General features: G+C 39.8%; 22 protein-coding genes. 6 read left to right on the top strand and 16 right to left on the bottom strand.

What is annotated here, in order from left to right; genetic code table 11:
• Positions 1-21: 21 nt before the first annotated feature.
• The 4 genes from HWQ58_RS30330 to HWQ58_RS30315 form a co-directional block, all read right to left on the bottom strand.
• Positions 22-327 (bottom strand): hypothetical protein, encoded by a 306-nt coding sequence (locus HWQ58_RS30330; RefSeq protein ID WP_292871278.1) that lies wholly within the window; start codon positions 325-327, stop codon positions 22-24.
• A gap of 742 nt (positions 328-1069) precedes the next feature.
• The gene (gene coaE / locus HWQ58_RS30325; protein WP_292871276.1) at positions 1070-1666 is read right to left on the bottom strand and encodes a dephospho-CoA kinase; all 597 of its coding nucleotides are present in this window, start codon (positions 1664-1666) and stop codon (positions 1070-1072) included.
• 124 nt (positions 1667-1790) lie between these two features.
• Entirely contained in the window at positions 1791-3377 is a 1587-nt protein-coding gene (gene cobA, locus HWQ58_RS30320; RefSeq protein ID WP_292871274.1) for a uroporphyrinogen-III C-methyltransferase, read from the bottom strand.
• Between the two features lie 93 nt (positions 3378-3470).
• Positions 3471-4697, bottom strand: a complete 1227-nt coding sequence (locus HWQ58_RS30315; protein ID WP_292871272.1) for a tetratricopeptide repeat protein — start codon at positions 4695-4697, stop codon at positions 3471-3473.
• A 600-nt stretch (positions 4698-5297) separates the two neighbouring features.
• Between HWQ58_RS30315 and HWQ58_RS30305 the strand changes: the two genes are divergently transcribed.
• Positions 5298-6932 (top strand): response regulator, encoded by a 1635-nt coding sequence (locus tag HWQ58_RS30305; protein ID WP_366838901.1) that lies wholly within the window; start codon positions 5298-5300, stop codon positions 6930-6932.
• A gap of 82 nt (positions 6933-7014) precedes the next feature.
• Complete coding sequence (locus HWQ58_RS30300; RefSeq protein ID WP_292871270.1) at positions 7015-9600, top strand: NACHT domain-containing protein; 2586 nt, start codon at positions 7015-7017, stop codon at positions 9598-9600.
• Positions 9601-10393: 793 nt separating this feature from the next.
• On the opposite strand, the gene HWQ58_RS30295 is transcribed toward HWQ58_RS30300, so the two are convergent.
• The 5 genes from HWQ58_RS30295 to HWQ58_RS30275 all read right to left on the bottom strand — a co-directional run bounded on the left by HWQ58_RS30295 (position 10394) and on the right by HWQ58_RS30275 (position 15475).
• Positions 10394-12547 (bottom strand): hybrid sensor histidine kinase/response regulator, encoded by a 2154-nt coding sequence (locus HWQ58_RS30295; protein ID WP_292871268.1) that lies wholly within the window; start codon positions 12545-12547, stop codon positions 10394-10396.
• A 418-nt stretch (positions 12548-12965) separates the two neighbouring features.
• On the bottom strand, positions 12966-13439 hold the full coding sequence (locus HWQ58_RS30290) for a tetratricopeptide repeat protein (protein WP_292871266.1): 474 nt from the start codon (positions 13437-13439) through the stop codon (positions 12966-12968).
• A 3-nt stretch (positions 13440-13442) separates the two neighbouring features.
• The gene (locus tag HWQ58_RS30285; protein WP_292871264.1) at positions 13443-14432 is read right to left on the bottom strand and encodes a homogentisate phytyltransferase; all 990 of its coding nucleotides are present in this window, start codon (positions 14430-14432) and stop codon (positions 13443-13445) included.
• A gap of 191 nt (positions 14433-14623) precedes the next feature.
• Positions 14624-14812 carry a DUF4089 domain-containing protein gene (locus HWQ58_RS30280; protein ID WP_292871262.1) on the bottom strand — a complete coding sequence of 63 codons (189 nt, stop codon included), beginning with the start codon at positions 14810-14812 and terminating at the stop codon, positions 14624-14626.
• A gap of 45 nt (positions 14813-14857) precedes the next feature.
• Complete coding sequence (locus tag HWQ58_RS30275; RefSeq protein ID WP_292871260.1) at positions 14858-15475, bottom strand: hypothetical protein; 618 nt, start codon at positions 15473-15475, stop codon at positions 14858-14860.
• A 243-nt stretch (positions 15476-15718) separates the two neighbouring features.
• On the opposite strand from HWQ58_RS30275, the gene HWQ58_RS30270 reads away from it, so the two are divergent.
• The 3 genes from HWQ58_RS30270 to HWQ58_RS30260 all read left to right on the top strand — a co-directional run bounded on the left by HWQ58_RS30270 (position 15719) and on the right by HWQ58_RS30260 (position 19329).
• Positions 15719-16000, top strand: coding sequence for a glutaredoxin family protein (locus HWQ58_RS30270; protein ID WP_292871258.1), 282 nt, complete (start codon positions 15719-15721; stop codon positions 15998-16000).
• A gap of 53 nt (positions 16001-16053) precedes the next feature.
• The gene (locus HWQ58_RS30265; RefSeq protein WP_292871256.1) at positions 16054-17556 is read left to right on the top strand and encodes a UDP-N-acetylmuramoyl-L-alanyl-D-glutamate--2,6-diaminopimelate ligase; all 1503 of its coding nucleotides are present in this window, start codon (positions 16054-16056) and stop codon (positions 17554-17556) included.
• Between the two features lie 300 nt (positions 17557-17856).
• A complete protein-coding gene (locus tag HWQ58_RS30260) occupies positions 17857-19329 on the top strand; it encodes a DICT sensory domain-containing protein (protein ID WP_292871254.1) in 1473 nt (490 codons plus the stop codon).
• A 206-nt stretch (positions 19330-19535) separates the two neighbouring features.
• On the opposite strand, the gene mtnB is transcribed toward HWQ58_RS30260, so the two are convergent.
• From mtnB to mnmE, 6 genes are all read right to left on the bottom strand, one after another.
• A complete protein-coding gene (mtnB, locus tag HWQ58_RS30255) occupies positions 19536-20171 on the bottom strand; it encodes a methylthioribulose 1-phosphate dehydratase (protein WP_292871252.1) in 636 nt (211 codons plus the stop codon).
• Entirely contained in the window at positions 20162-20791 is a 630-nt protein-coding gene (locus HWQ58_RS30250) for an HAD-IB family phosphatase (RefSeq protein WP_292871250.1), read from the bottom strand. Before HWQ58_RS30250 ends, mtnB begins: the two co-directional genes overlap by 10 nt.
• Before the next feature lie 37 nt (positions 20792-20828).
• Entirely contained in the window at positions 20829-21383 is a 555-nt protein-coding gene (locus HWQ58_RS30245) for an acireductone dioxygenase (RefSeq protein ID WP_292871248.1), read from the bottom strand.
• A 210-nt stretch (positions 21384-21593) separates the two neighbouring features.
• Entirely contained in the window at positions 21594-21902 is a 309-nt protein-coding gene (gene cutA / locus HWQ58_RS30240; protein ID WP_292871246.1) for a divalent-cation tolerance protein CutA, read from the bottom strand.
• A gap of 42 nt (positions 21903-21944) precedes the next feature.
• The gene (locus HWQ58_RS30235; RefSeq protein ID WP_292871244.1) at positions 21945-22769 is read right to left on the bottom strand and encodes a class I SAM-dependent methyltransferase; all 825 of its coding nucleotides are present in this window, start codon (positions 22767-22769) and stop codon (positions 21945-21947) included.
• Between the two features lie 434 nt (positions 22770-23203).
• Complete coding sequence (gene mnmE, locus HWQ58_RS30230; protein ID WP_292871242.1) at positions 23204-24625, bottom strand: tRNA uridine-5-carboxymethylaminomethyl(34) synthesis GTPase MnmE; 1422 nt, start codon at positions 24623-24625, stop codon at positions 23204-23206.
• A 459-nt stretch (positions 24626-25084) separates the two neighbouring features.
• On the opposite strand from mnmE, the gene HWQ58_RS30225 reads away from it, so the two are divergent.
• Positions 25085-25285: a hypothetical protein gene (locus tag HWQ58_RS30225; protein ID WP_292871240.1), complete on the top strand. Its 201-nt coding sequence runs from the start codon at positions 25085-25087 to the stop codon at positions 25283-25285.
• A 38-nt stretch (positions 25286-25323) separates the two neighbouring features.
• Here HWQ58_RS30225 and HWQ58_RS30220 read toward each other — a convergent pair whose 3' ends face one another.
• Positions 25324-25992, bottom strand: coding sequence for a Uma2 family endonuclease (locus HWQ58_RS30220; protein ID WP_292871238.1), 669 nt, complete (start codon positions 25990-25992; stop codon positions 25324-25326).
• Positions 25993-26330: the final 338 nt, after the last annotated feature.

Below are 26330 nucleotides of genomic sequence, written 5' to 3'. Positions count from 1 at the left end.
GCAACTGGTTGACTTTAATATTTAGTCATTCGGTATTTGCTTGAGTAAAGCTATCCACATATCAGATGGAGCGGAGTAGTAATCAATTTCTTCAACTTGATATTGATAAGATTCACAACCTTCTCGTAAAATAATGCGATCGCAGGCTTTAACGCTTTTCCCTACTCCAGTCATGTACCCGATTGTTCCTTCATTGAGGCGCTCAAATATGTAGTCGCCTCCACAAACTTGTTGTCTGTAATCATGGATTTTCTTCTTTTGTTTTAATTCTGTTACTGGAGAGATAACCACAGCTAATTTATTTAAAAAACTAAAACTTAAGTTCATACCTGTCCTCATCAAAGACATAAGTGAGTTCTCCAAAAGAAGAAATCTATAACAAAGAGTTCTAGACTCTAGGTAAATCTAAATCTCTTTCAATCACCAATCCAGAATTGAACAGGTGGACAATTTAGTTAGTAATTAACCACATTGACAGCTAGTAAAGGCAATTTATCACCCAATGTCTAATTAGGCAGTTCGTTGAAAAGGTACTTAAATAATAATTTTAAAAGAAAATCAATGATTTTAAATTATTTTTTCTTCAATCTTAATCTTTAGTTATTAATGTTTGAATTAATGTTTGAATTAATGTTTGAATTTACTCCATGATATCTTTTGCCCAACAACCATTTAAATTTACAGTACTATCAATTGCAGCTTCAACTGTAAAATCACCGAATTATTGGACAATAATAGGTCAGATGTCAAAAGAAGTAGGGGAGCAGGGAGCGGGGGAGCAGGGGAGAGAGGCTGGGACGAAGCTTGTAACCCCTTCCCAGCCGAGCGCCCTTCCAGGGCGGGGCTTCTCTTCTCTACGAGAGGCTGCGCCAACGAGACGCTCCGCGAACGTACCCATACTCCGCAACGCTTGTCGCAGAGTGTTGGGCTTGCTCAAGAACTGCTAAGAGCCCCCTTCCCCTCTGCCTCTTCGGTGACATTCTTTTACTTAACTAGATAATCCGAAAATTTATAAAGCTTTTATGTCTTGAGAATGTCATCTATGTATCTTTTTTAAGATAAATAGCATCTAGTCCTTACTAGTAGTTTTTAGAGCTATATCTACCTGCTCTAGTAATACTTCTAGGGTGAAGGAGTTATCTAAAACGACATCTGCATGAGCCACTTTTTCTTCGATAGATAACTGGCTGTTAATCCTGGCACGTGCCTGTTCTCTATTTAAATGGTTTCGTTGTATCAATCTTTGTAGTTGTTGCTCTTGAGAACAACGCACTACCCAGATTTCAGTTACCAAATCAGTCATTCCCGCTTCAAATAATAGAGGCACTACTAACACCAGTATTTGTGACGAAGACTGAGCAATTGCTTTGAGAAAGCGATCGCGCACATCAGGATGAATCAAATTGTCTATCCAGTTGCGTTCATCTTGACGATTAAAGATAACTTCACCTAGCTTTTGACGGTTGAGGCTGCCATCTGGTAATAAAATTTGTTCGCTGTAACGTTGAGCGATCGCACCCAGAATCGGCGAACCTAAACATACTGCCTCTCTAGCATAAATATCTGCATCCAAAATCGGCAGATTATAAGTGCTAGCTAAATAATTGGTGACAGTGGTTTTGCCTGTGGCAATACCTCCGGTTAAACCGATTATACGTTTTGTCATTTGTCATTTGTCATTTGTCATTGGGCATTGGGCATTGGGCATTGGTTATTAATTTTTGTCCCTCACTTCTCCTACCTCCCCTGCTTCCCCTGCTCCCCTGCTCCCCCTGCCTCCCCTGCCTCATCTAAGAATTTGTCGCCCATACGATCAGTGCCTGGGTTAAGCCATCTAAAGTGTATTCTTGGGCTTCTATATCCACACGTCCAAATAAATCATGGCAAGTTTTGGAGGTTTGGGGCCCGATAGAGGCAATACAAACTCCCTCTAAGAATTGGCTAGCATCATTGTTGGAAAATATATTATTAGTAAGTTGACAGAAAAATTGTACAGTTTTAGAACTGGCAAAGGTAATCGCATCTACCTTGCGGTTTTGAAGAGCTAACTTTGCCGCAGGTGGAATACTACTAGGACAACAAGATTGATATGCCGCAACTTCTATCACCTTTGCTCCCTTGAGAGTTAATTCCTTAACTAAAACTTCTCTGCCGCCGCTTTCAACTCTGGGAAATAATACCTTTTTACCATCTAATTTATCTGGAAAATTTTCCACTAAAGAATCGGCAACAAAGTTGGGGGGAATAAAATCTGCTTGCAGAGAGCGTTGTTTGAGACTTTGGGCTGTTTTCTCACCAACGACGGCAATTTTGATGCCAGCTAAGGCGCGGCTATCTTTACCTTGGGTAGTTAGCCTTTCAAAAAAGTAGTCTATGCCATTGGTAGAAGTGAGAATTAACCAGTCAAAGTCAGATAAATGAGCGATCGCACGATCCAAAGCTTCCCAACTGGAGGGCGGGCCGATTTCTAAGGTAGGCATTTCGATGACTGTTGCACCTGATGCAATAAGGCGATCACTAAATTGACTCGATTGACCAACTGAACGTGTCACTAAGATTATTTTACCAGTAAGGGGAGATAGGGGGAAATTGCTTGACATAGCAGAGGGGCTAAAAGTTTTGGCTGAAGTCGAATCCTGACAATCTATTTTCTCAGGTTGTAAGTACTTGCGTAGCCTAACAACTTCGCCAATCACAATTACTGCTGGGGAAAGGGATAATCCGACGGTTTGTTCCAGAATATTGCCCAGTTGCGCTGTCCAAATTTGTTGTTCGGGAGTTCCTGCCCAACGGATGATCGCAATGGGTGTTAAGTGCGATCGCCCGTGTTTTACCAGTTGATCTACAATCTCTGGTAGATGTTGCCCTCCCATCAAAATTACCAGTGTCTCTAAGCGTGACAGCGCCTCCCAGTCTAAAACTTCTGGTTCGTGAGCTGTAAGGACTGCAAAAGTGCGGCTTAACACCGGATCTGTTAGGGGGATTCCTGCCAATAAAGGTGCTGCTAGGGCTGAGGAAATTCCTGGTACTAGTTCAAAATCACAACCGGATGCTTTCAACGCTTCAATTTCGGAAGTGCAACGCCCAAAAATCAACGGATCGCCTGATTTGAGGCGTATAACTTGTTTTCCTTGCAGACAGTGGTTTACCAGTAACTTGTTAATCTGTGCTTGGCTTGTACTGGGTTTGCCACCGCGTTTGCCGACATCTAACTTCAGACAATTATCTGGTACGCACTGCAATAATTGAGCATCTACTAAAGCATCGTAGACTAATACCTGAGCAGTAGCTAAGAGATTGTAAGCTTTTATTGTTAGGTATGCCGCATCTCCAGGCCCAGCACCTACGAGGTAGACTTTACCCCTTTGTTTTGTCATTTGTCATTTGTCATTTGTCATTTGTTAATAGTTTTTCTTCCCTGCTTCTTTCCTAGTCCCCAGTCCCCAGTCCCCAATCCCCAATCCGTTTATTCAATTCGTTTGGGTATTAATTTTTTGGATTAGCCGATCAACTTGCTCAACCATCTCCTTGTTTTTCTCAGCTTGGAATAATTCTCTGGCTTTTTTGAGATTAACGATCGCTTCTTTTGGTTGTTGTTCTCTTCCCAAAGTGATTCCCAAATTATAGTAAGTGAATGCATCGTTAGGTACAAGGCTAATGGCTTTTTTGTAATGTGCGATCGCTTCTTGAGGTTTACCTCGATCGTCCATCGCATTTCCCAAACCTGTGTAAGCTTGTGCGTGTTTGGGATCGAGGCGAATCGCTTCCGTATAGTCGGCGATTGCTTCTGTTAGCTTGCCTTGAGCGTAAAAAGCACTTGCTAAATTATAGTGAGCGTCTGCATAGTTGGGAGCGAAGCTGATGGCTTTTTTGTAATGTGCGATCGCTTCTTCTAGTTTGCCTTGAGCGTATAGAGTATTTCCCAAGGCATTATAACCTGCTGGATTTTTCGGAGCGAGGCGAATGGCTTCGGTATAGTTGGCGATTGCTTCTGCTGGCTTTCCTTGAGCGTACAAGGCGTTTCCTAAGTAATAGTAAGCGTCTGCATAGTTAGGATCGAAGCTAATGGATTTTTTATACTGAGTAACTGCTTCTGCTAGCTCACCTCGATCGTACAGAGTATTTCCTAAACGGGTGTAAGTCGGTGCATAATCTGGTTTGAGGCGAATTGCTGCTGTATATTCGGTAACTGCTTCTGTGAGCTTGCCTTGAGCGTAGAGAGCATTTCCTAAGTTATAGTGAGCTTCAGCATACTTGGGTTCAAGGCTGATGGCTTTTTGATATTGGGCGATCGCAGGTTCTAACTGATTTAGTCTTGCTAAAGTCAAACCCAGATTAAAGTATGCTCCAGAGTCTTGAGGAGCGAGGCTAATGGCTTTATTGTATTGGGCGATCGCTTCTTGTGGTTTACCTCGATCGTCGAGAGTATTTCCCAAGGCAATATAAGCTTGTGCAAAATTGGGTTCTAGTTCAATTGCCTTCCGAAAAGCCGCCTCTGCTCCTTTTAAATCTCCCTGTTTATAGAGATTGCTTCCTTGCTCGAAGTTAGCAACTGCGTTTTTGTTTTGAATAACTGCGGACTGAGTATTTTTAATTTTTGCTAAAATAACGCCAACATCTTTACCAAAGGCAGTATTTTCATTACTCAAACACAAGCAGATAATAGCTGCTACCAGTAGATTCTTGTTTTTCAGCATTTTTATTACCTTACCTGCTTGGTTTACATATAATATCAAGTTCGGCTAATTGCGATCGTCAAAATCCCCCATGGCAGCCCTTCCTTACTCTTAGAGGAGCAAAAGCGTATTGGCGAGGTTATAGCAGGAATTATAAGTGATTAAACTAACTTGATACAAGTGTACTCTCATAAAACCCACATTCCGCACCTTTAACTGTCACACAGGAAGAGATAGTACATAGGAACTATGAAATAAATAAATTCTGTCGGATAACAAATTATTTGTCGTCGTTAACACATTACTGTCGCTCTAGGATGCACCCTGCCAAGTTAGGCTATATCAAGGATTAGCCCATTATACGCACATAGTATAAGTCTTTTTTATCTGCCGTTGTTCCAGGGAATCCAAAGTGCTGCAATATAGCTGGGATGGTAATTTCATCAATTTAAAAGTTTAACGACATTAATTTGATAACATGACAAGTAAATTGTTATCCGACATTTTACGAACTTTGCTTAACGTTGATTTTCTGCGAAATATTGCGTTATAAATCGGAACATTGGATACTCAGGATGTATCTAAGCATATATTCCAGCATTTTCTCAGTAATGCTATCTCATGTCAGGCATAAGGCCATTTTCTCTTTCTAAGCAACCACCACTGATTTTAGTGGCTGATAGTGACAAGTCCATGCGAGTGCTGTTGCGTAAAGCTCTGGAACTAGAAGGCTATCGAGTAGTCGAGGTCTCTGATGGTAAGCAGTGTTTAGATGCTTACCAGACTGTCAAACCGGAGCTAGTTTTGCTAGATGCTGTGATGCCTGTAATGGATGGCTTTACCTGCTGTAAGCAGTTGCTTCAAATTGCTAGGAACAATTTAATCTCAGCCCTTGCAACTTTTGATACTAACGATATTGTCATCTCCAAAATATGGGAGCGGACTCCCATCTTGATGATTACAGCCCTGGATGATGAAGAGTCTGTCAACCGTGCCTTTGAAGTAGGGGCAATGGATTACATAACCAAACCAATTCACTGGCCAGTTTTGCGCCAGCGTTTGCGACGGTTGTTACAACAAGCACAAGTCTATAAACAGTTATCGGCAGCAGATTTAACTGGATTATATCTCAAGGAAACGAATTTTTCTGGTCAGAATCTGACAGGGTTTAATCTTAGGAAAGCAAACGTTGCTGGAGCAGATTTTCGGGAAACTAACCTTACAAGAGTACAAGCATTAGGAACAGATTTTACTGGTGCAAAGTTTACAGGTGCTTGCTTGGAAGACTGGAATATCAATGCAGATACAAAGCTTAATAATATTGATTGCCAGTATGTATATATGAAAAGTGGTAATCAAGAACGTCGTCCAAGTATCGGTGAGTTTGCGCCTGGAGAGTTTACCAAACTATTCCAAAAAGCTTTGGAAACAGTTGATTTAATTTTTCGTAATGGTATTGATTGGCAAGCATTTCTAACATCATTTCAAAAACTACAAGTTGAATGTGGTGGTGAAGAACTATTCATTCAAGCTATTGAAAATAAGAATGATGGTGCTTTGATTATTCGGGTTAATGTTCCTTGCGACGCGAAAAAAGCGGAAATTGAAAACTATTTAAAGCGAGAATACGACTTAGCACTAGTAGCTGTTGAGGAAAAGTACAAATTTCACTTACAAGCCAAAGATGAACAAATAGCAATTTATCGTCAGCAAAGTACTGATTTGACGGAAATAGTTAAATCAATGGCTAAAAGACCTATTCAAAATATTATTGAAGTCACAGGTACTATGACTAACAATCAAGGTGGGCTTTCAGTTGGCGGTTCTGTCGATGGCAACTTTAACAACGTTCAAGGCGATAACAATAAAGTAGTTCAAGGAGATACAACAGTGATCGGCGATCGCAATATCAACACAGGTGGCGGCAACTATAACGAGCGCATTGAACGCGATTATATCCAAGGTAATTACTACGCTGCTGGACAGCCCCAAAGCCTTGCCCAAGCTGCTGCCGAGATTCAGCAATTACTAAAACAATTAGAGCAAACTTATCCGACCACTAATACATCACAACAAATGGTAGTAGCAGCAGAAGCTATCAAGCAAATTGAGAGTAATCCATCATTGAAAAAACGTGCAATAAACGCCGTTAAGGAAGGTGGCTTGGCTGCATTTGAGAAAGCTATTGATAATCCAGCAGGCGCTTTTATTGTTGGTGCTATTAAAGGCTGGCAGGAACTAGAGGCAAAAGATTGAGGGAACTGAATATAACAAACTTCTAAGTTCATAGTTTACCAACCCGCAGCTTCTAGGCTGAAAATTTATCTCATGTAAAAATATGGAAGGCCCGAACCCGCCAGATAACCGCAATATCAATACTGGAGGAGGTAATTATAACGAACGGATTGAAGGAGATTACGTTCAAGGTAATGCCTTCAAATCGATAATTAATATTATTATTGGACGTAAAGATAGTAGTGAATCATCAAGTTCCAGAAACCGTGTCCGACAAATATTGTTAAAGCAAGTCAGCATTGAAGTAAAAAGTCGGATAAATAGTTCTTTACATAATCTGATTTATGTTGTTCTAGAAGCAGAGCAAAATCCATCTCAGGTAGAATCTCCTTGGGAGATGGATGTTAAAGTTGGTTCTAAACCTAAAGTTCGTCTAAAGAATATAGAAATTATCACAATTTTTGACCAGCCAGATATTGCAGGTAGATTATTGATTTTAGGTCAGCCTGGTGCCGGAAAAACTACCATGCTTCTTAAGCTGGCTGAGGAGTTAATAAAACGTGCCAATGATAATCTTACACATCCCATACCAGTGCTATTTTCTTTATTTACTTGGAAAAAGGATAATCAAAGCATTAAAGATTGGTTAATTGAACAGCTTAAAGATAAATACGGGGTACGGAAAGATATTGGTAAAAAGTGGGTAGATAATCAAGAAATTATACCCTTACTAGATGGTTTAGATGAAATAGCAGCAGAACGTCAAGAACTATGTGTTAGAAAAATTAATGATTTTCTACACTCTGGATGGAGCAATCCTTTAGTTGTTTGTAGTCGCACTCAAGAGTATCAGCATTATGCTACTCTACTACAACTAAATAACTCCTTGGAATTATGCCCTTTTACTCAAGAGCAAGTCTATCAATATTTACATTTACAAAACACTAGTAATTTACAATTGTGGGAGAGTATTAATCAGAATGAAGATTTAAAACAATTAGCTAGAACACCGTTTATATTAAATGTCATTGTAATTTCTGCTCTAAAAATATCAATTCCAATTTGGCAGCAGTTCAAATCTTCCGAGGAACGTTTAAGCTATCTGTTTGATGCTTATATCCATATAATGTTCAAACGTCCTTATAAGGATAAAAAACAACCTAAACAAGAAAATACCTTGCGTTGGTTAGGCTGGTTAGCACATCAACTAATTAAGGAAAGTGCAACTGAATTTTTGATTGAAAGGATACAGCCAGATTTTTTGAATAATAAATTCCAAAAGCATATTTATAATTTGATTTCCTGGGGAATTATTGGAATGCTGATTGGAGGGTTGATTTTTGAGTTAGCTTTTAGATTGATTGAATATCTGACTAATGGTTTAATTATAGGATTTATTTTCGGGTTGATTTATGGATTGTTTCATGATTATATTGACAATTTATTAGAAAAGAAAACAAAAGAAGATAATTTATTTCACCTTTTAAAAAAAATTACCATGAAAATTACAATAAGACTAATTAGTGTTTTTATGAATGGAGTAATTGGATTAATTTATGGATTAACTAATGGAGTAATTTTTGGGCTATTTTATGGCTTAACAAATTTGATGGGAGGATTTTCATTATTATTGTTTTTACTAAATTTAGGAATAATTATAGGGTTAATGTATGGAATTTTTTCCGCTTTACTTAGTATACAGGGTATGAGATTAATTGAAGAACTAATAGAAAATAAATTAAAAAAAATTATTAACTTGAAATCGCTAAATATTGGTCTGATTTTTGGACTAGCTTATGGGCTAATCGGGCTAATTTATGAACTTTTTTTTAGACAGATTAGTATGTTAATTGAAGTATTTCGGGCAGAGCTTATATTGGAAAATACGTTTTTACTGATGATTACGGGTATAATTTATGGGCTAATAGGAATGTTGTTCGCATCAATTTTTGGATTGATTGGAGAAGATATTCAAGCTGTTGAAAATATAAAAATATCTCTTAAAAAATCTTTTAATGGAGTGATTTATGGTTTAGTTTACGGATTAATTAGTGGACTATTTTTAGGGTTTTCTACTGGGCTGTTTTTGTATTTTATTTTGATAATTGATTTTGGAAAATATTTTTGGCTACATAATGAAATTAGTTTATTACCTGTATTGCTGGGAGTACCGATGATTGCTCTAGTTTTATTATTTATTTGCCTAAGTTTTACGATTACTTTTGGGCTAATTTTTGGATTATTAGCAGGGCTATTTTTGGGTTTAGGTGCAGGGATAGCTTTTGGAATTAATACAGTAGAAATAGAAAGTAAAACTATTCCAAATCAAGGAATTCGTCAATCCGTTATCAATACTATTATTATATCAGCAGTGACTTTATTCGTGGCATTACTAATATTTTTATTCCAAACGATTACACAACAGAATAATAATTTAGAATTAGCTTTAACTTCTAACCTAATACTAGGATTATTATTTGGAATATTGATTGCAATACCTAGAAGTGGAACACCTGCTATTAAACACTTTATTTTGCGTGTAATTCTCTGGTCTAGCGGTTACATCCCTTGGAATTATGCACAGTTCCTTAATTACTGCACAAATCGCCTATTTCTGCAACGAGTCGGTGGTGGTTATCGCTTCGTCCATGATTTGCTACGTCAGCATTTTGCCAAGACCTACATTTAGCAATCAATGTACAGTGCATAAACGGGACAGTAGCCCAGAGCAATCATGAAGACCACGCCGCCAATTCGGAAGTCCAATAAGCAAGACAAATACGAGCAGCGTTATCTGAATCCAAATTAAAAATTAAAAATAAACTTGGTAAATCAACTGACCGTCCCTCATTAAGGTGGTTATTTCAATGTTTTCAATCGATTCATTTAGTCACATTTAATCAACAACAGCAAGTTTCTAATTGGAATGATAATCGAAATTTCATATTGAATTTACTCCCAGAAAATTGCCTTCATTACTATCACTTTGTTACCTAACTATTTTTACTTATTATATTTGTAAGCTAGTTGATGCATTTCCCATCCTTGAGCTATTCTATTTAATTGGTAGCTCTCAGTTCAGATGTTCTAATTTTAGGTTAAAAGAACCAATTATCAGTTAAACTTCACTCGTTAGACATTTTGCATAGTCATTTAGTTATCAAACCCAATTTCACATCCTTCCTATTCTTATTGTTCCTTCTTGATAACAGGTTTGACTGGGAGAATTAAACATTCATAGTTTATCATGTGTCTTTTTTGGCTATATATGTCTGATTTTATTCTTGTTTAACTTTTTTATTTCAGTAATTACCGCTTGTGACACTTCCGGGTGCGGAATGTAGGATAAAAATGTCTATTTGTACACAAGAGACAATTTCCAAGTCCTTCTCCCAACCTTGGAGAGGGATTTAGGGTGAAAGCTCATTGATTCAGATAAGAAGTCTAATAGATGGTGCTTTATTAAAAGTAAAAAGTCGTTTTTAGGTAATTGCTGACACTTTTGTTTCTATAAGTTTAACAGTGGCTGCAATTAATTTTTCTGGGTTAAGAGGTTTGGATAAATGCATCTGAAACCCAGCTTTTAGAGCTTTTTCGTAGTCATCGTTTCTCGCAAAGGCAGTCAAGGCAATTGCTGGAATTTGTCCACCTTGTTCTGGTGTTCGAGTTCTCACTTCATGTATTAACATATAGCCATCCATATCGGGCATACTAATATCGCTGACCAACACATCTGGCTTTACCTCTGCTAAGGTTTGTAATGCTTCATCAGCAGAAGATACCGCCATTACAAAAGCCCCATCTTGTTCTAATACAAAAGCAACAAAATCTCGCGAATCAGTATCATCATCGACAACTAAAACCCGGATGCCATTCAGAGGTAAGGAGTTAGTAGCTAAAAGTGCAGGGTAGTTTTGTTCATCCGTTAGCCTTGGACTTTCATCTGCCAGAAGCGGTAAGCTAACAGTAAATATTGCCCCTTGACCCTCACCGTGGCTATCTGCTTTGACGATGCCGCCATGCATTTCGATGATATTACGCACAATTGCTAATCCCAATCCTAATCCACCAAAATTTCTCGTAGAGGTACTATCTGCTTGGCGAAAGTAATCAAACACGAATGGCAAAAAGTCAGCGTTAATTCCCTTACCCGTATCGCTAACGATTATTTGAGCATAGCCATCAGTTTCCTGGAGTCGCACTTCTACCTTTCCTTCCCTGGGTGTAAATTTGATTGCGTTAGAAAGGAGATTCCAGACGACTTGCTGCAAACGAGTCGAGTCGCCCATGATTTGCCTTACACCCGGTTCAAATACTGTATTCACCTCAATCAATTTTGTTTCTGCTGCTAATTGCATTGTCTGTAGTGCCGACAATACCGTAGACTTAAGATTAATCTTCGTAATATTCAGTGTCAGTTTGCCTTGTAAGATTCTGGAAATATCCAGTAAGTCCTCAATGAGTTGAACCTGTAAGGTAGCATTTCGCTCAATTGTGGCTAGTGCTTCAGATGTCTTTGTTTCGTCTAACCTGCGGGTTTGCAACAACTTTGACCAGCCGAGAATTGCATTCAGTGGAGTGCGTAGTTCGTGCGAGAGGACAGCTAAAAATTCATCTTTAATTCGATTGGCTGTTTCTGCTTTTGCTCGTGCTACTTGTTCTAATTCCAGCAGGTGCGCTCGTTCTTCAAGTATTTGTTTTTGTTCGTGGATATCTGTACAGGTTCCAAACCACTTGACTACAAAACCTTGCTCATCTTTGAGTGGTAAACCTCGCGCTAGCTGCCAACGATAGGAGCCATCAACAGCTCGTTTAAAGCGATATTCATTGTTATATATAGTGCTATTTTTTACAGCATCAGACCATACTTTATCAGCTCTTTGAAGATCATCTGGATGCAATGCAGCTAACCAACCAGAACCCAAAGATTGCTCTAATGTTAGCCCGGTATATTCACACCAATTTTGATTAAAAAAATCACATTCACCGTTAGGTTTAGTTGTCCAGACAAGTTGAGGAATTGCCTCAGCCAAGTAACGGTAGCGTTCTTCGCTTTGTCGGAGAATTTCTAAGATGCGTTGGCGTTCAAGAATTTCTTGTTGTAATTGTTCGTTAGTCTTAGTAATTTCATTGGTGCGAACAGCAACCATTTCTTCGAGATGATTCTGGTATTTTCGCAGTTCCTCCTCTATCCATAAACGTTCGGATATTTGTGTTTGAAGTTGTTGATTTGCTTGTTCTAATTGAGTAGAGCTAGGAAGTGCCAGTGCTTGTGGAACTAAAGGTATAAGCTCTACTGCTGTAATTACAGATATTGTTGCAGTTACTCCTTTGAGAAATCCCGATATCCAATAGATTGGATGCCAAAGTGTCCAAATCTCCATTAAATGAGTGGTGCCGCAAGCTACGATAAATCCACTAAACAGCAAAAAAATCCAATCAAAAGGCAAATCTTGTCGCTTGCGAACAAAGTAGAAGAGTGTAGCTGGAATTGAGTAATAAGCTAGTGCAATGAATGCGTCAGATAATATGTGTAACCAAACTAAATTCGTTTGCCATAGATAGCAATGTCCATGTGGAATAAATGATTCTGATGTCAAAAAGTTAGTCCAAAATTCTGATATTATATTTGACATAAATACTTGATTGTTTAATCTATAAAATCTCTGTTTTGCTTAATATTATTCTAGTACCAAAATATTACTGATACAGTGTGTCTAATTTCTGTACTCCTTAAGGAGACTACAATATGTCTTGACAAAACAAAAAGGCTGTTAGTATCATCGCTGTTTTACAAAAATAAATCATTTAAAATTCCCAAGATTTTCTCTTATTAAGCCTAAATCAATTAATTGTGGCTATGGAGCTTGTCGCGCATCCGATTACAATTTTAATGGCTATGAATAGAGTGGTCAAACTTGCGGAAATTACGGACATAATTCTAGTGTGCACTAGTAAGTTACCAAATAAAAACCATTCCCATCATTATGATGAGAATGGCAAAAAATTAGGAGACACAACAGGAAAATTTAATCTCTGCAATTCTCATTAAAGTTAAGATTCGCTTGACTTAGCACTCATTTTATCTAACAGTTTAGTGATTTTTTGAGCTTTTTCAGGTTGGCGCTGTTTTTGTAATAAATCTTTAGCTTGTAGCAGGTTATTTTTAGCTTCTTCTTCTTGCTCTTGCTGCATGAGGATATTCGCCAGACGCAAGTAAGCATCAGGATTTTTCGGACTGCGGCGAATCACTTCCCGAAATAATTCTGTTGCTTCCTCTACTTGTCCTTGCTGGTTTAAAACATCTCCCAAAAACAAGCGCACTACATCATTTGTAGAGTTGATGGAAATCACTTTGCGAAAGGCTGCTTCTGCACCTTGGTAATCTTTTGCTTGGGCAAGATTGATGCCTTTTTGAAACAAGTCTGAGGTGATCAAAGTTTTCCAAGCGAAATAGCCAAGGATTGACAGACTCAGAACAACTACAACAGCAGCGATAATCGAACTAGTGGGAAAGGTTTCTAGCATTGTCTAAGCCAAAAGGCAAGCGATAGGAAAAATCAGATATTCTATAAAAAAGAGTTTCCAGATAAATTGGTAGAATTGAGCGATCGCACTTTTATCTTGTAAGTCTACCGTCAAACTCCGCAACCACAGCCAAGCCAACAGCCCCAAATGAGCAATTACCAGGAATATGGCGTTAACTGAGGCGACGTGTAGCACCCCAACCAGAATTATTCCCAAATAACAGGTTGTTATTACCCAAAGAGACAGATTGAACACAGCTTGGGGCCCAAGTTTGATCGTGAAAGTAGTAATATTGTAGAGGCGATCGCCTTCCATATCGGGGATATCTTTAAAGATAGCGATTGCAAAGGTAAACACCAAAATAAATAATGTCAACACCCACACCACGGGCGGAATTGTTTGGCTTTGTTGCAACGCCCAACTGTAATGCAGATATAGCCCTAAGTTAACAATCGTACCGCGCACCGAAAAAATACACAGCGCCGCCCAAACGGGAAACTGTTTTAAGCGAATTGGCGGTAAAGAATAAGCAGTACCAATGGCCAAACTAATTGCTACCATACCCAATAAAAACGGGCCAGTTAGCCACGCCACAACCAGCGCCAAAATCCCAGTTAAAGCGACAATTAATTGCCCAGTTTGTTGAGAAAACTCACCAGACGCTAAGGGTAAATGAGGCTTATTAATCTTGTCAATTTCCACATCTTCTAATTGATTCAGCCCCACAATGTAGACATTGCCACATAGACAACCAATCCATGCACCGAAGACAGGGAGTAAGGAATACGTGGAGACACGATTCATCGCGTCTGTAGAGATATGATTAATCGCGTCTCTACTTATGGCAATGGCAATTAAATATAAACCCAAAACACTTAGACTTGTACCGATAATCGTGTGAGGGCGAGAGAATTTCCAAAAAGCGTATAACCACTGGAAATATGATTGAACAGGTTTGCCTGGTAAAGGTCTGTTTTGAGAACTTTGGCTCATGAGTAGCTTAAATACAGTATTCTGGTTGATTGTTAATCATTGTCACAGAATTTGGTCATTAGACTTCTTTCATGAATCAAAAGCCCTCACTCTAAATCTCTCTCCCAAGCTTGGACTACGGAATTTATAGTTATATTTCAAACTCAGTAAAAATATTTAAACATCAATATAGCTATTTTTGAAGCGATTGATTATGGTTCAAAAACTGTTGCAACTTCAATTTCCTCTGGTAAAGGGAAAGAATTTACAAGATTAGCGATCGCACTAATTCTCTCAAAATTTGCCACCACACCATCACGATACTCATCTCTTAGCTGCAAATCCAACAACAACGCCATTTGATCAACATACTCACCCACATTAAACTCTTCTGTTCTCATCTCTCCTCCTCCGTCCCCTCTGCATTCAGTATATTCTCTGATCACTTAAACAAGCAGGTGGTTGTAACTTACAAACAAACCCCGATCAATTCCCCAATATTGTAAAGTATCTAACCATTTTTGCTGCTTTGGTTGAGAAAGTGTATTTTGAATAGTAGTTATTTGAACAGAAAGAGGTAAATTGGTTAGTCCAGAAGGGAATAAATCTGTTGCCATTGATAAATCCGCAATATAAAAATGAAATGTATCACCTCCAAGAAACTCTATTACTTGGCATATCTTCTCAACTAAAGAAGTATCGTTTGCTTGGAATTTACCAGCCATTAATTCTTTTTTCCAGGTTTCTTTTTTTGGATCTCTCTCATTAATCCAAAGGGGGAATAAATATTCGTACCAATACATCTCTATTGGTGTCAGTGAGGAAAGTTCAGCATCCTTGTCCTCTTTAGGTATTAATTGTAGTTCTAACCAAAATGTTGCATCTTCTATCAACTCTTCCAAAAGAAGCATTACGTGTTTTTTAGATACCAGTTGTCCAGACTTTTTATCAGCAATCCATCTACTGATTTCCCTTAGCCTTGATGCCAAATTTGGATAAGTATCTTGAGAATCTTGAATTAATCTTACTAAGTTAGACCTGATTTGATATGGAGATTTTTGCACGCTAAATTTACTACCTAAATAAATAATCGATTTGCCCTGGTGACAACTATGCTAGTTGAGCGCCAATAGTAAGGATTCGGTTTTGATAACCATACCGTAATTGCACAAGCTTGAGCAGAAAGAGCGCAATCACCCTCTCGCAACGATAATTATATTTAAGGATAAGTTCCGAGGATTTTTGCTTGTTCCCATTGTTCGCTTTTGGTGATATGTAAAATAGTGTTCATGGTAATTAATTAACAAATGCGATTAATCTTATACAGTAAACCCGGCTGTCATTTATGTGAAGGCTTGCAAGAAAAGCTAGAACAAATCCAAAATCTCAGTTTCGAGTTGGAAATTAGGGATATTACGACTCGTGAAGATTGGTTTGCTGCGTATGAGTATGAAGTGCCGGTACTTTATTTATCGAACCACAGAGGCACAGAGGAAAAAGAGGGAAGTGAGAAACCATTGCCGCGTCCTTCTCCTCGTGCTAGTGTGCAACAGTTGGAGCAAATGTTGCGTAAATATTTAGCCAATTAGAAAAAAATAATGCAGAATAAGCGCAAGATCGAGAATGTGACGAGGTTCACAAAATGAAATTGCGGGAATTACTAACAGCGGTAGACAGTGTTGAGCAATTGCCTAGTTATCCAACTTTGGAAGATGTGGAAATTAGGGGTTTAAAGACGAATTCCCATGCTTGTCGTGTGGGAGATTTGTTTATTGGAATGCCAGGAACGCGGGTTGATGGTGGGGAATTTTGGCAAAGTGCGATCGCATCGGGGGCGGTAGCTGCGATCGTTTCTCCCGAAGCTGCACAAAAAAATCCTCCCACAAATCAGGCTGTGGTCATTAGTGCAAGTAACATAACTCAAGCTTGTGCCCAGATAGCTAGTGCTTTTTATGGTTATCCAGGGCGAAAACTCAAGTTGGTAGGCGTAACTGGTACAAATGGCAAAACTACAACTACTCATTTAATTGAATTTCTGCTAGGGCAAGCTAATTTAGCTACAGCTTTGATGGGAACTCTCTACACTCGTTGGGCAGGTTTTGAGCAAACTGCTGCCCACACTACCCCTTTTGCAGTGGAACTGCAACAGCAGCTAGCAGAGGCTGTAAATGCTGGGAGTGAGTTCGGGGTAATGGAAGTCAGTTCTCACGCTTTGTCCCAAGGTAGAGTGTTGGGTTGTGAATTTGAGGTGGCGGTATTTAGTAATCTTACTCAAGACCATCTCGACTATCACAGCGATATGGAAGATTACTTTGCTGCCAAAGCGTTATTGTTTAGTCCTAATTATCTCAAGGGACGGGCAATAATTAATGCTGATGATTCTTACGGGAAGCGGTTAATTGCGTCGTTGGATTCCCAACGGGTTTGGAGTTACAGCGTCAATGACAACAGCGCTGATTTCTGGATGAGCGATTTAAGTTACCAGCCAAATGGTGTTAGTGGGACATTACATACACCTAAAGGTGACGTGGCTTTTCGATCGCCCCTAGTCGGACAATATAATTTAGAAAATCTTTTAGCAGCCGTAGCAGCAGTTTTGCACTTAGGGCTAGATTTGCAGTTAGTGGCATCTGTGATACCTGAGTTTCCCGGAGTTCCCGGACGGATGGAACGGGTACAGATTAGTACTGAGCAAGATATTAGCGTGATTGTGGATTATGCCCACACGCCCGATAGCTTGGAAAATTTATTGAAAGCTGCGCGTCCGTTTATACCTGGCAAAGTAATTTGTGTATTTGGTTGTGGAGGCGATCGCGATCGCACTAAGCGCCCAAAAATGGGTAAAATTGCCGCCCAGTTAGCTGATGTGGCAGTGGTGACATCAGATAATCCCCGGACTGAAGATCCAGAAAGGATTTTGCAAGATATTTTGGCGGGAATAGCTGACACAGTGCAGCCAACAGTAATTTGCGATCGGGCGATCGCAATTCGTACCGCTATTTTACAAGCACAACCCGGTGATGGAGTATTGCTTGCTGGTAAAGGTCACGAAGACTACCAAATTCTCGGCACCGAAAAAATCCATTTTGACGACCGAGAACACGCACGCGACGCTTTACAGCAAAAACTTAACGTACAAGCTTAATTTGGGCATTGGGCATTGGGATTGGGTATTGCAAACTACTTCCCCATTCCCCATTCCCTATTCTCCATTCCCCCTCTAGGTAGAGTTTTTTATAGTTATACCAATTTGAAAAAAGAATGCGACAGATACATACTTCCAAACCTTTGTTCTGTCTGGCTTTCTTAATTTTGAATTTTGAATGCGTGAATTTTGAATTGGTATTAATGTTTCTTTCCGTGGGGATTTTGTAAAAAATGCACATATAAAGGTGAAAATCGAAGACAGAATTATTTCTTGCTTCATCCAAGTTGTGCTTGACTCATGAATGTTTCTCTGGCTAAGGATCTGTCTGTTTATCAACTGGTTATGGGAGTGCAAACGCCTCCTAAACCATTGTCCCTCAGTCCTGCTACTCTGCTATCACTGGTAAGAGCGCAAATTGACTTACTCATTGAGCAGCAAATTGCAGCCACTCTCTGGGTGAAGCTACCACCAGATAAAATTTGGCAATCAGAATTAGCGCGTTATCAATCCTCGGTAGGTGCGTCTAGTCTCATTTATACTTGCCAGATTGAGGAGAGTAAGAAAGGGGGAGCAGGGGGAGATGAGGGAGTAGGGGGAGCAAGGGGAGAAAATTTTACCTCATCCCCCTCATCCCCATCTTCTCATTATGTCCCCGTTCACCTACCACCAGATAGCCAAATGCGACGGGAAAACTTTCTAATGGTGTTATCGCCCCAGTTTTGCAGTTTAGTTTTGGCTCATCGACCACTTAAAAAACGCAAAAATCAGACATCGGGGAAGGTAAATACTAATAAAAACCAGCCGTTGCTGATTATAACTACTGTTGAGGGGAGAGTAATTCAGCAAGTATTAAATGGTATCCAACAAGCGATTGCACCAGAATCATCCTCAATTTTACCTGCTAGTTTTATTTGTCCAACCGTGCCCCAAGCCGCACTGATGAATCAACTCTTGGCAAAACAACTCCTCCGACAAGATGAAATTAATCGTCAAATCATCACAGTACGCACTAATAAGTTGGAGCAGCAAAATCAAGAACTGCATAACAAAGAGCAACTCAAAGATGAATACCTGAAAAATGTCTGTCAGGAACTGCGTATACCCTTGACGCACATGAAGACAGCACTTTCGTTATTAAATTCCCCTAATCTTAAACCCCCACAGCGACAACGTTATTTACAGATGTTAAATACCCAGTGCGATCGGCAAAATTCCCTGATTACTGGTTTCTTGGAACTGGTGCAGCTAGAACAGAATTTGGAGGGGACGACTTTGGAGTTGGTGCGTCTCTCAGATATAGTACCTGGAGTAGTCAGTACTTACCAACCTGTAGCCCAAGAAAAAGGAATTATGCTAGCCTACACCGTACCGACTGAACTCCCATCTGTTTGGTGCGTGACTGGTAAGCTGAGACAAATTGTAATTAATCTACTACACAACAGTCTTAAATTTACCCCTAATGGAGGTCAAGTATGGGTGCGTGCCCGTAATCAAGGCGATTATGTCCAATTAGAATTCCGCGACACAGGTATTGGTATTGCCGAAAACGAAATTCCCAAAATCTTTGATCGGTTTTATCGCGTGCGTACAGCAGCAACCGAAGATTATGGTGGTGCTGGGTTAGGGTTAACAATTGTACAGCAATTGCTGCTGCGTTGTGGTGGATCTATTTCTGTAAAAAGTAAATTATCTGAAGGTTCTACCTTTACAGTGCAACTGGCAACTGTTGGTAATATCCCAAGAGCGATCGCTACAGAAAATGAGTTATGAATTATGAGTTATAAGTGATAAGTTAAAAATTCATAACTTATCACTCATAACTTATAACTTCTACAGCTATTTTGCCTAACCTACTAACTTAGTAAACTTCCGTTTGTAGGGAGCATGAAAACCCAAAACAATATCTTATTTTGGCACTCCAGCATTATTAGCTATTAGTTCATAATCAAAAGTCCATAGTCAATAGTTAGTCTGATTCAGATATTTATGCCTGACCGAATGGCAGCAACCATATAGCGAAAGATGTAGTCTAATAACTCAATATAATTACGAGCAGCTTCAAGAGAACAAGCCCAAACTGTCAAACCATGATCCCGAATTAGTAATGCGGATATTTGCGGTGGAGTGACGGCAAAGCGTTGTTCAATATAACCAGCAATCTGGGCAACTTGGAGATGATTAGCAAAAATTGGTATTACACAACAGGGATTTTCTTGCCAAACTCCCAAACCTTTGAGCATTTCTAGCGGCGGTAAAGGTAAAGTATCACCTTCAACCAAGCGAGAAACCAAATTGCTCTCAATAGAATGTATATGATAACAAGCAAGTGATTCTGGAAACAGGCGGTAAAGTAGTTGATGAATAGCTGTTTCAGCTGAAGGTAGCCCCTGGCTTGCTGATGCTTCTATTTTGCCATCTGGAGCGATGAGAACAAAATCGTTGAGTAATAACTCACCCTTAGATTTACCACTAGCTGTAATCCAAAAACTACCATCAGCTAATCGAGTAGAGAGGTTGCCGGCAGTTCCTACCATCCAACCTTGTTGGTAAAAATACCGAGCAGTGGCAATTAGTTGCAAACGAGGATCTGCTATTGTTGGGTTTAACTCCATGATTTTGCTAAATAATCGCGGATTTGTAAAAAATCATTCCAGAAAATATAGGGTTTTTGGTATTCATCTAAATATTGTGCTAAAGGAGAGCGTGCAAAGACAACAGAAGCTTGCAATCCCATATTTAAGTCGGTGATGGAATCACCAATAGCGATCTTTTCATCGGCTGGGTACTGATCCATAACCTGCACCTTAGCCATCAGTTCTGTATCTCCTTCGTATTCAGAATTTACTTTTAAATAAGCACTGCTAATATCGACATCTACAGCATAAATTCTCTCTATTCTATGCACTATCTCATCCAAAACAACCTCTACCATTCCCCGTAGCCCTCCAGAAATTACTATTAATGAAACTCCCTGACACTCCAGAAAATCCAACAATTCTATAAACCCAGGACGCATCAATTGAGGTTTAGTAAATTCCAGAATTTCTGGATAACTTGCAGATGGAATTGATTGCAGAATTTCCTTGACTCCCTCTCGCAGTGTCAGCCTTTTTGCATACATTTCAGGCAGGAGTTTTGCAGAAAGTACTGGTGCAAACTTTCTCAGAACTGCAACAAAAGTTTCGTCAACTGTAATAGTGCCATCAAAGTCACAAAAAACAATCCGTTTCATACTGATTTGTAATTTGTAATGTTTGATAATTTAGAATTTACCTCCCCAGGGGTTGGCGAGTGTGAATTTCTATGCCTGTATATTGAGGTATCCAACCTTCTGTGGTGATGAAATAGCGTACTGCTTTCACCCGCCTTGCTGGGGTGAGATAAAACCAATGTTCGGTTCCGGCTGGGATGTTGATATATTCTTCTGGTTGCACTGTCAGTTCTACTTGACTACCATCAGAAAGTACAAAACCAAAAATCGCTTCTCCATCAATGATGTAGCGGACTTCATCATCTGCATGGGTATGAATTTGGTCAAACTTTGCCATTAACTCATCAAGGTTAGGAATCCCTTGATGAAGGACAACCAAATCACGAGATTTATAGCCGGCTGTCTGTTGTAGTTGCTCAAAGTAACTATCTATTGCTTTGAGTACTTGTTCTTTTTCATCTTCGTTGAGACTATCCTGTGCCAACAAATGTTGGAGTTTGGGGTTATTTGCTACAGTCAGGCGATTAATTTGAATATTCAGGGGGGCTAATTCCTGGGAAATGTGAATTAAATCGGTGTGGAGAGTTCCATTTTCTAGTTTGAGAACTGCCATTTTTGACCTCCAGTAAAATAGTTATAATCAGGCTTTCGAGGCATAACTTGTAGTAGCAAATACACTATTTAAAAAGTATTCTATTGTTTCATATTTTGCAGGAGCGTTAATCATACCCGTGGCAGGTTCATATCTTGCTCCCAGCTATTTTCTCTGCTCTTATACCTTGTATACCTTTATTTTTGCTGTCTTCTTAGGTAATTTCTATTGTTAGCGCAGTGAAACTTCTGCATTCAACCAATTGACAAAACCCTGATTAACTGCTGTCGGAGGAATTTCGGCGATAAAATTAGTATAAGTAATATGCTCTTGAATAAGTTTTTCTATTTCTAAAGCATAACCATCTTGAGTTTTGACAATTAAAACAACTTCTGGTTCTTCAGTAATTTCTCCTTGCCAACTATAAGCACAAGTAATCGGGAACCAATTGACACAAACTGCTAACTTACATTCCAGTAATGCCCGACCAATTTGCCGTGCTTCATCTGTATTATTTAAAGTTACATAGTAGAGTTTCATAAAAGTTTTCGACTTACAATTAAAGGCATTTGTGCAATTCTCTTAATCTCTTACGGGTGCTTTGCGGGCAACATGAACAGCAGAAAGAAACGAGAGTTGTACGCTATCTCCAAATTTTTCTAGCTTCTCCCGCAATCCTGCAAATAGTAACTCTTTGGCTTGTGGCTCTAGTCTCCGAAAGGTACTCAAAAGCTTGAGGTAGTCATCAATGCTATAGGTGACTTCACACGCAGTTTGCTCGACAACCAACTCTTTAAAACAATTGGAGTCTAAAATCTCTTGTCCAAACCCCCTCAAAATGTCCGCTTGAATTTCTGCACCGTCATATCGGGCAAATGAGGGAGCATAAGCTTGATACACTTCCTCGATCGCTTGGTAAACTTCGTATTTCGGTTCTGGGGTCAGATTCCATAGTAGGATAAGAAAACCGTTATCACACATTGCCGATGCTGCCTTGGTATATTTAATCTCTGGCGGTATCCAGTGAAAGGCATTGGCAAATAGAACGGCATTGAACTGTTTTGCTTCTAGTTCCCACTCCTCAAATGAAGTATTGCAAATTGTAACTTTTGGATATTGATCGCAGTTGTGTTGTGCCAAATGATAAAAATCCTGGTTTGGCTCAATACACGTCATTGAAAAACCAAATTGAGCAAAAGCCACCGTCGCATTTCCTGGACCACAACCAATTTCAAGAATCGATGCATCTGAAGAAAGTTGGGCTAAAGCGACAGACCGATCGATTAGTTCCTTTGGATAGCGTGCTCTTGCGTTGTAATAAACATCCGCAACGGGAGAATACCAAGTCCTTCGCTGTTCCAAATCCATAGAAGCTCTGGCATTTATTTCTTGTCTAAAGTCTTGCATAAGCTAGGGTGTGTCAGCGATGAAGTCCAATTTCATTTTAGAACCAGCAAGGAATCTGTCAAAATTTTTATTAAGGTTATTTTGAGTATTTTAACTGATTGATAAAAGACACTTTATCTTAGTCTTTCACGAATGGTCTGGGACTGTTGTTGAAAGTGGTTGTGAGTGAAGCTGCCATATACGCTGTCATGACTCGTATCATGCTGCGTCGTCTTGTTGTCTAAAGATTTACTTTATAAATTGTCTCTTATCTAGTACAGCACGGCGTAAATAAACATACCATTTCAAATGGTGTAAAAGCCCGAAATACAATTCTTTTGACTTTTGACTTCCGCCTTGCGGTACTAGTCTACTTTGTTGCTTCTTTGTCACCCCTTCAGAAATTCTACATATTACAGGTTGCTACTTCCTTTTAAATTTGGCAATTTTGCTGTTTATTTCCCGATACAGAACTTACTAAAAATCCTCTCTAAAACTGATTCTGTTACTTCTTCTCCAGTAATTTCTCCCAAAGCTTGAATCGCACCTCGTAAGTCAATTGTCCAAAAATCAAGAGGTAACTGCTGAACAATTGTTGCTTGTACTTGTTCCAAAGATATTTTAGCTTGAGTTAAGGCTGCTGCCTGCCTTTGGTTAATGGCTAAATCCATATCAGCCGCCTGCACTTTTCCAGATTGAACTATCTCTAAAATTGCTGTTTCTAAAGCATCAATACCTTGATTTTGGGCTGCTGCTGTGACAATTGTAGATTTCGGATCGCACATTTGGTGTGCTTCCAGTACAATTGGGATTTTGGATTGAAGGTTTTCCCGATCGCTTTCTTCTACTAAATCGATTTTGTTAATAACTATAATCAACGGACGATGTTGCACCTGCTGATAAATTTCTTCATCGCCTTCTGTCCAATCTGTGGAAGCATCAATGGTAAGCAAGACTAAATCAGCTGCATTGGCGGCACGACGCGATCGCTCGACGCCAATTTTTTCTACTTGGTCTGTTGTTTCCCGAATCCCCGCTGTATCTAGTACTTGTACGGGAATTCCGCCAACAACTAACTGAGATTCCACCACATCGCGGGTTGTGCCAGGTAAATCAGTCACAATGGCGCGATCGCTCCGGCTCCAAGCGTTCAATAAACTCGACTTACCCACATTTGGACGCCCGACAATTGCCACTTTTAAACCAGTGCGTAGCAACTCACCTTGATCTTTGGTTTCCAATAACCTAGTTATTTCTGCGGCAATTTTATCGATTGCTGATATAATTGCTTTATCATCCAACGGGGGAAGGTCTTCCTCAAAATCAATCCGAGCTTCAATTTCTGCCAAGATATCCAAACAGTTAGCGCGTAACTGCCGAATCGGATGAGCTAATTTTCCTTGTAAACCAGCTAAAGCACTTTGAGCCGCTTGGGGCGATTTAGCTCCCACTAAATCAGCAATACCTTCGGCTTGAGTTAAATCCAATCGTCCATTCAAAAAGGCGCGGAGGGTAAATTCTCCAGGTTGCGCTAGTCTGGCGCCATTTTCCAAACACAGTTGTAATACCTGCTGCACTGCCATAATTCCCCCGTGGCAATGGAATTCCACTACATCTTCACGGGTGTAAGAACGGGGTGCTTTCATCATCAACAACAGGGCTTCATCCACCATTTGTTGCGTCTGGGGATGGCGAATGTAACCGTAGAGAATCCGGTGACTTTCCCAAACTTGTCGCCCTGGTGCATGAAAGAGACTTTGGGCGATTGCCATTGCTTGAGAACCGGACACCCGCACAATCCCAACACTACCCTGTTGGGGGACAACAGCAGTGGCGATCGCGGCTATAGTTCCAGTAGTAGCAAAGAGTTCTGACATGAGCGCCCTTTATTATAGAGTAAAAAGTAAAAATCATAATTTGCGCGATGTGCGACTTATTCTTAAAACCCCACTTCCATTCCTCTCCCCGCTTCAGGGAGAGGCTTTAAGTCTTGCTGCCCAACGCTAGTAGGGAAGGCGCTGGGGGTTAGGTTTGAGATATAGCCGTAGCCACATAAGTTAGGACAATGTTGATTGCTAAAAGCCATGATATAACTGGGTTTCTACTCAGCACTCAGCACTCAGCACTCAGCACTTTGCTATAAAGTTGCACACCGCGTTAATTTATAACTCATAAGTTTTTAAATGGTAAGTATTTAAACTAATGAGATACCAACTGGCAAGGTAAAATTTACTTGTAGGTCATGCCTGATAGTAAAGAGTTAAGAGCAAAGAGTTAGAGATGAAAATCACGACTCACAACTTATAACTCATAACTTTTAGAGAGAGGAATTTACTGTGGAGCAAAAGATTAACTGCGCTGTAGCCTGTGTTAACGGGTGTGTTTTAGGGAATAAATGCCCCAATATCGAGTTTAGAGAGTCAGCCACAAAATTTATTGAAGAGACTCCCTTAGACAAAATGCTGGAGTTGGCACAAGAACGTCTGCACAAAAAAATGACGGAACCGCCAAAATGGGTTTTTCCTGAAGATCCATAGCATTTGAGTCAACAGGCACAAGCAAGACAGCGTGGAAGTTAAATAGTATCTGGATCTATATTTAATTCTCGCAGTTTTGCTGCCAAGCGATCGCTACGTTGTTTCTGGTGTTGTGCCACTTCTTCCGGTGTGGGAATCAGTTCTCCTTCACGAGTGTAAAAGCGTAATTTTTCTTGAACAACCCCTAAATATAAACCTAGCTGTTGACTCCATAACCAGCCTTGGGGATTTTGTTCTAGCGGTTGATATTCACCATCCAGCAAATGGAACCCTGAAAATTCTAACGTTTCTGGGTCAAACCAGAAGTAATCTGGTGTGCGAAATATATCTTGGTAAATTTGTTTTTTTAAGCCTTTATCAGTGTCGCCTGTGCTATCCGAGATAATTTCTATAATTACATTGGGATATTTGCCATCTTCTTCCCAGACAACCCAACTTTTACGGGGTTTGCGTTCAGTCCCCAATACGACAAAAAAATCTGGCCCCCGGAAATTTTCTGATTTGCGTTGGCGTGGACTGTAGTAGATGGTGAGATTACCCGATGCATAAAAATCTTTGCGATTTTGCCACAGCCACTCCAAACATTGGATGAGCAGTGTCATTTGCAACCGATGCAAGTCACTTTCCCAAGGCGGTTCGTCACTATATAAATCCCCTGGGGGAAATATAACATTTTCTGGGGATTCTAAATCTTGGGCGACAGACATGGCAACAAGTGTCTCATTGCTATAAGTTTAGCCTAGCAGTCAGCCCAACTCTTGGAGACGCTGTTCGCCTTCAGGGAATTTAAAATGCAAAACTGGTCAGGGTTAAAGCATTCTACAGCACCTAATTATTACGTGAGTTCGACAGACCTCTCCCTCCCAGCCTCCCTCTCCTAAAAGGCGCTACGGTGTACACACAAGTCTCTACGTTGTTCTTTGAATCTGGGTTTTACCCCACCCTAACCACTGCTTGAATTCAATGAACGACCACCCGAATTCAATGAACGACCACCCGAATTCAATAAACGACCACCCGAATTCAATAAACGACCACCCGAATT

This window comes from Nostoc sp. LPT, from assembly GCF_017115165.1.
GTDB lineage: Bacteria > Cyanobacteriota > Cyanobacteriia > Cyanobacteriales > Nostocaceae > Nostoc.
This window is presented reverse-complemented; position numbering and strand designations above follow the sequence as displayed.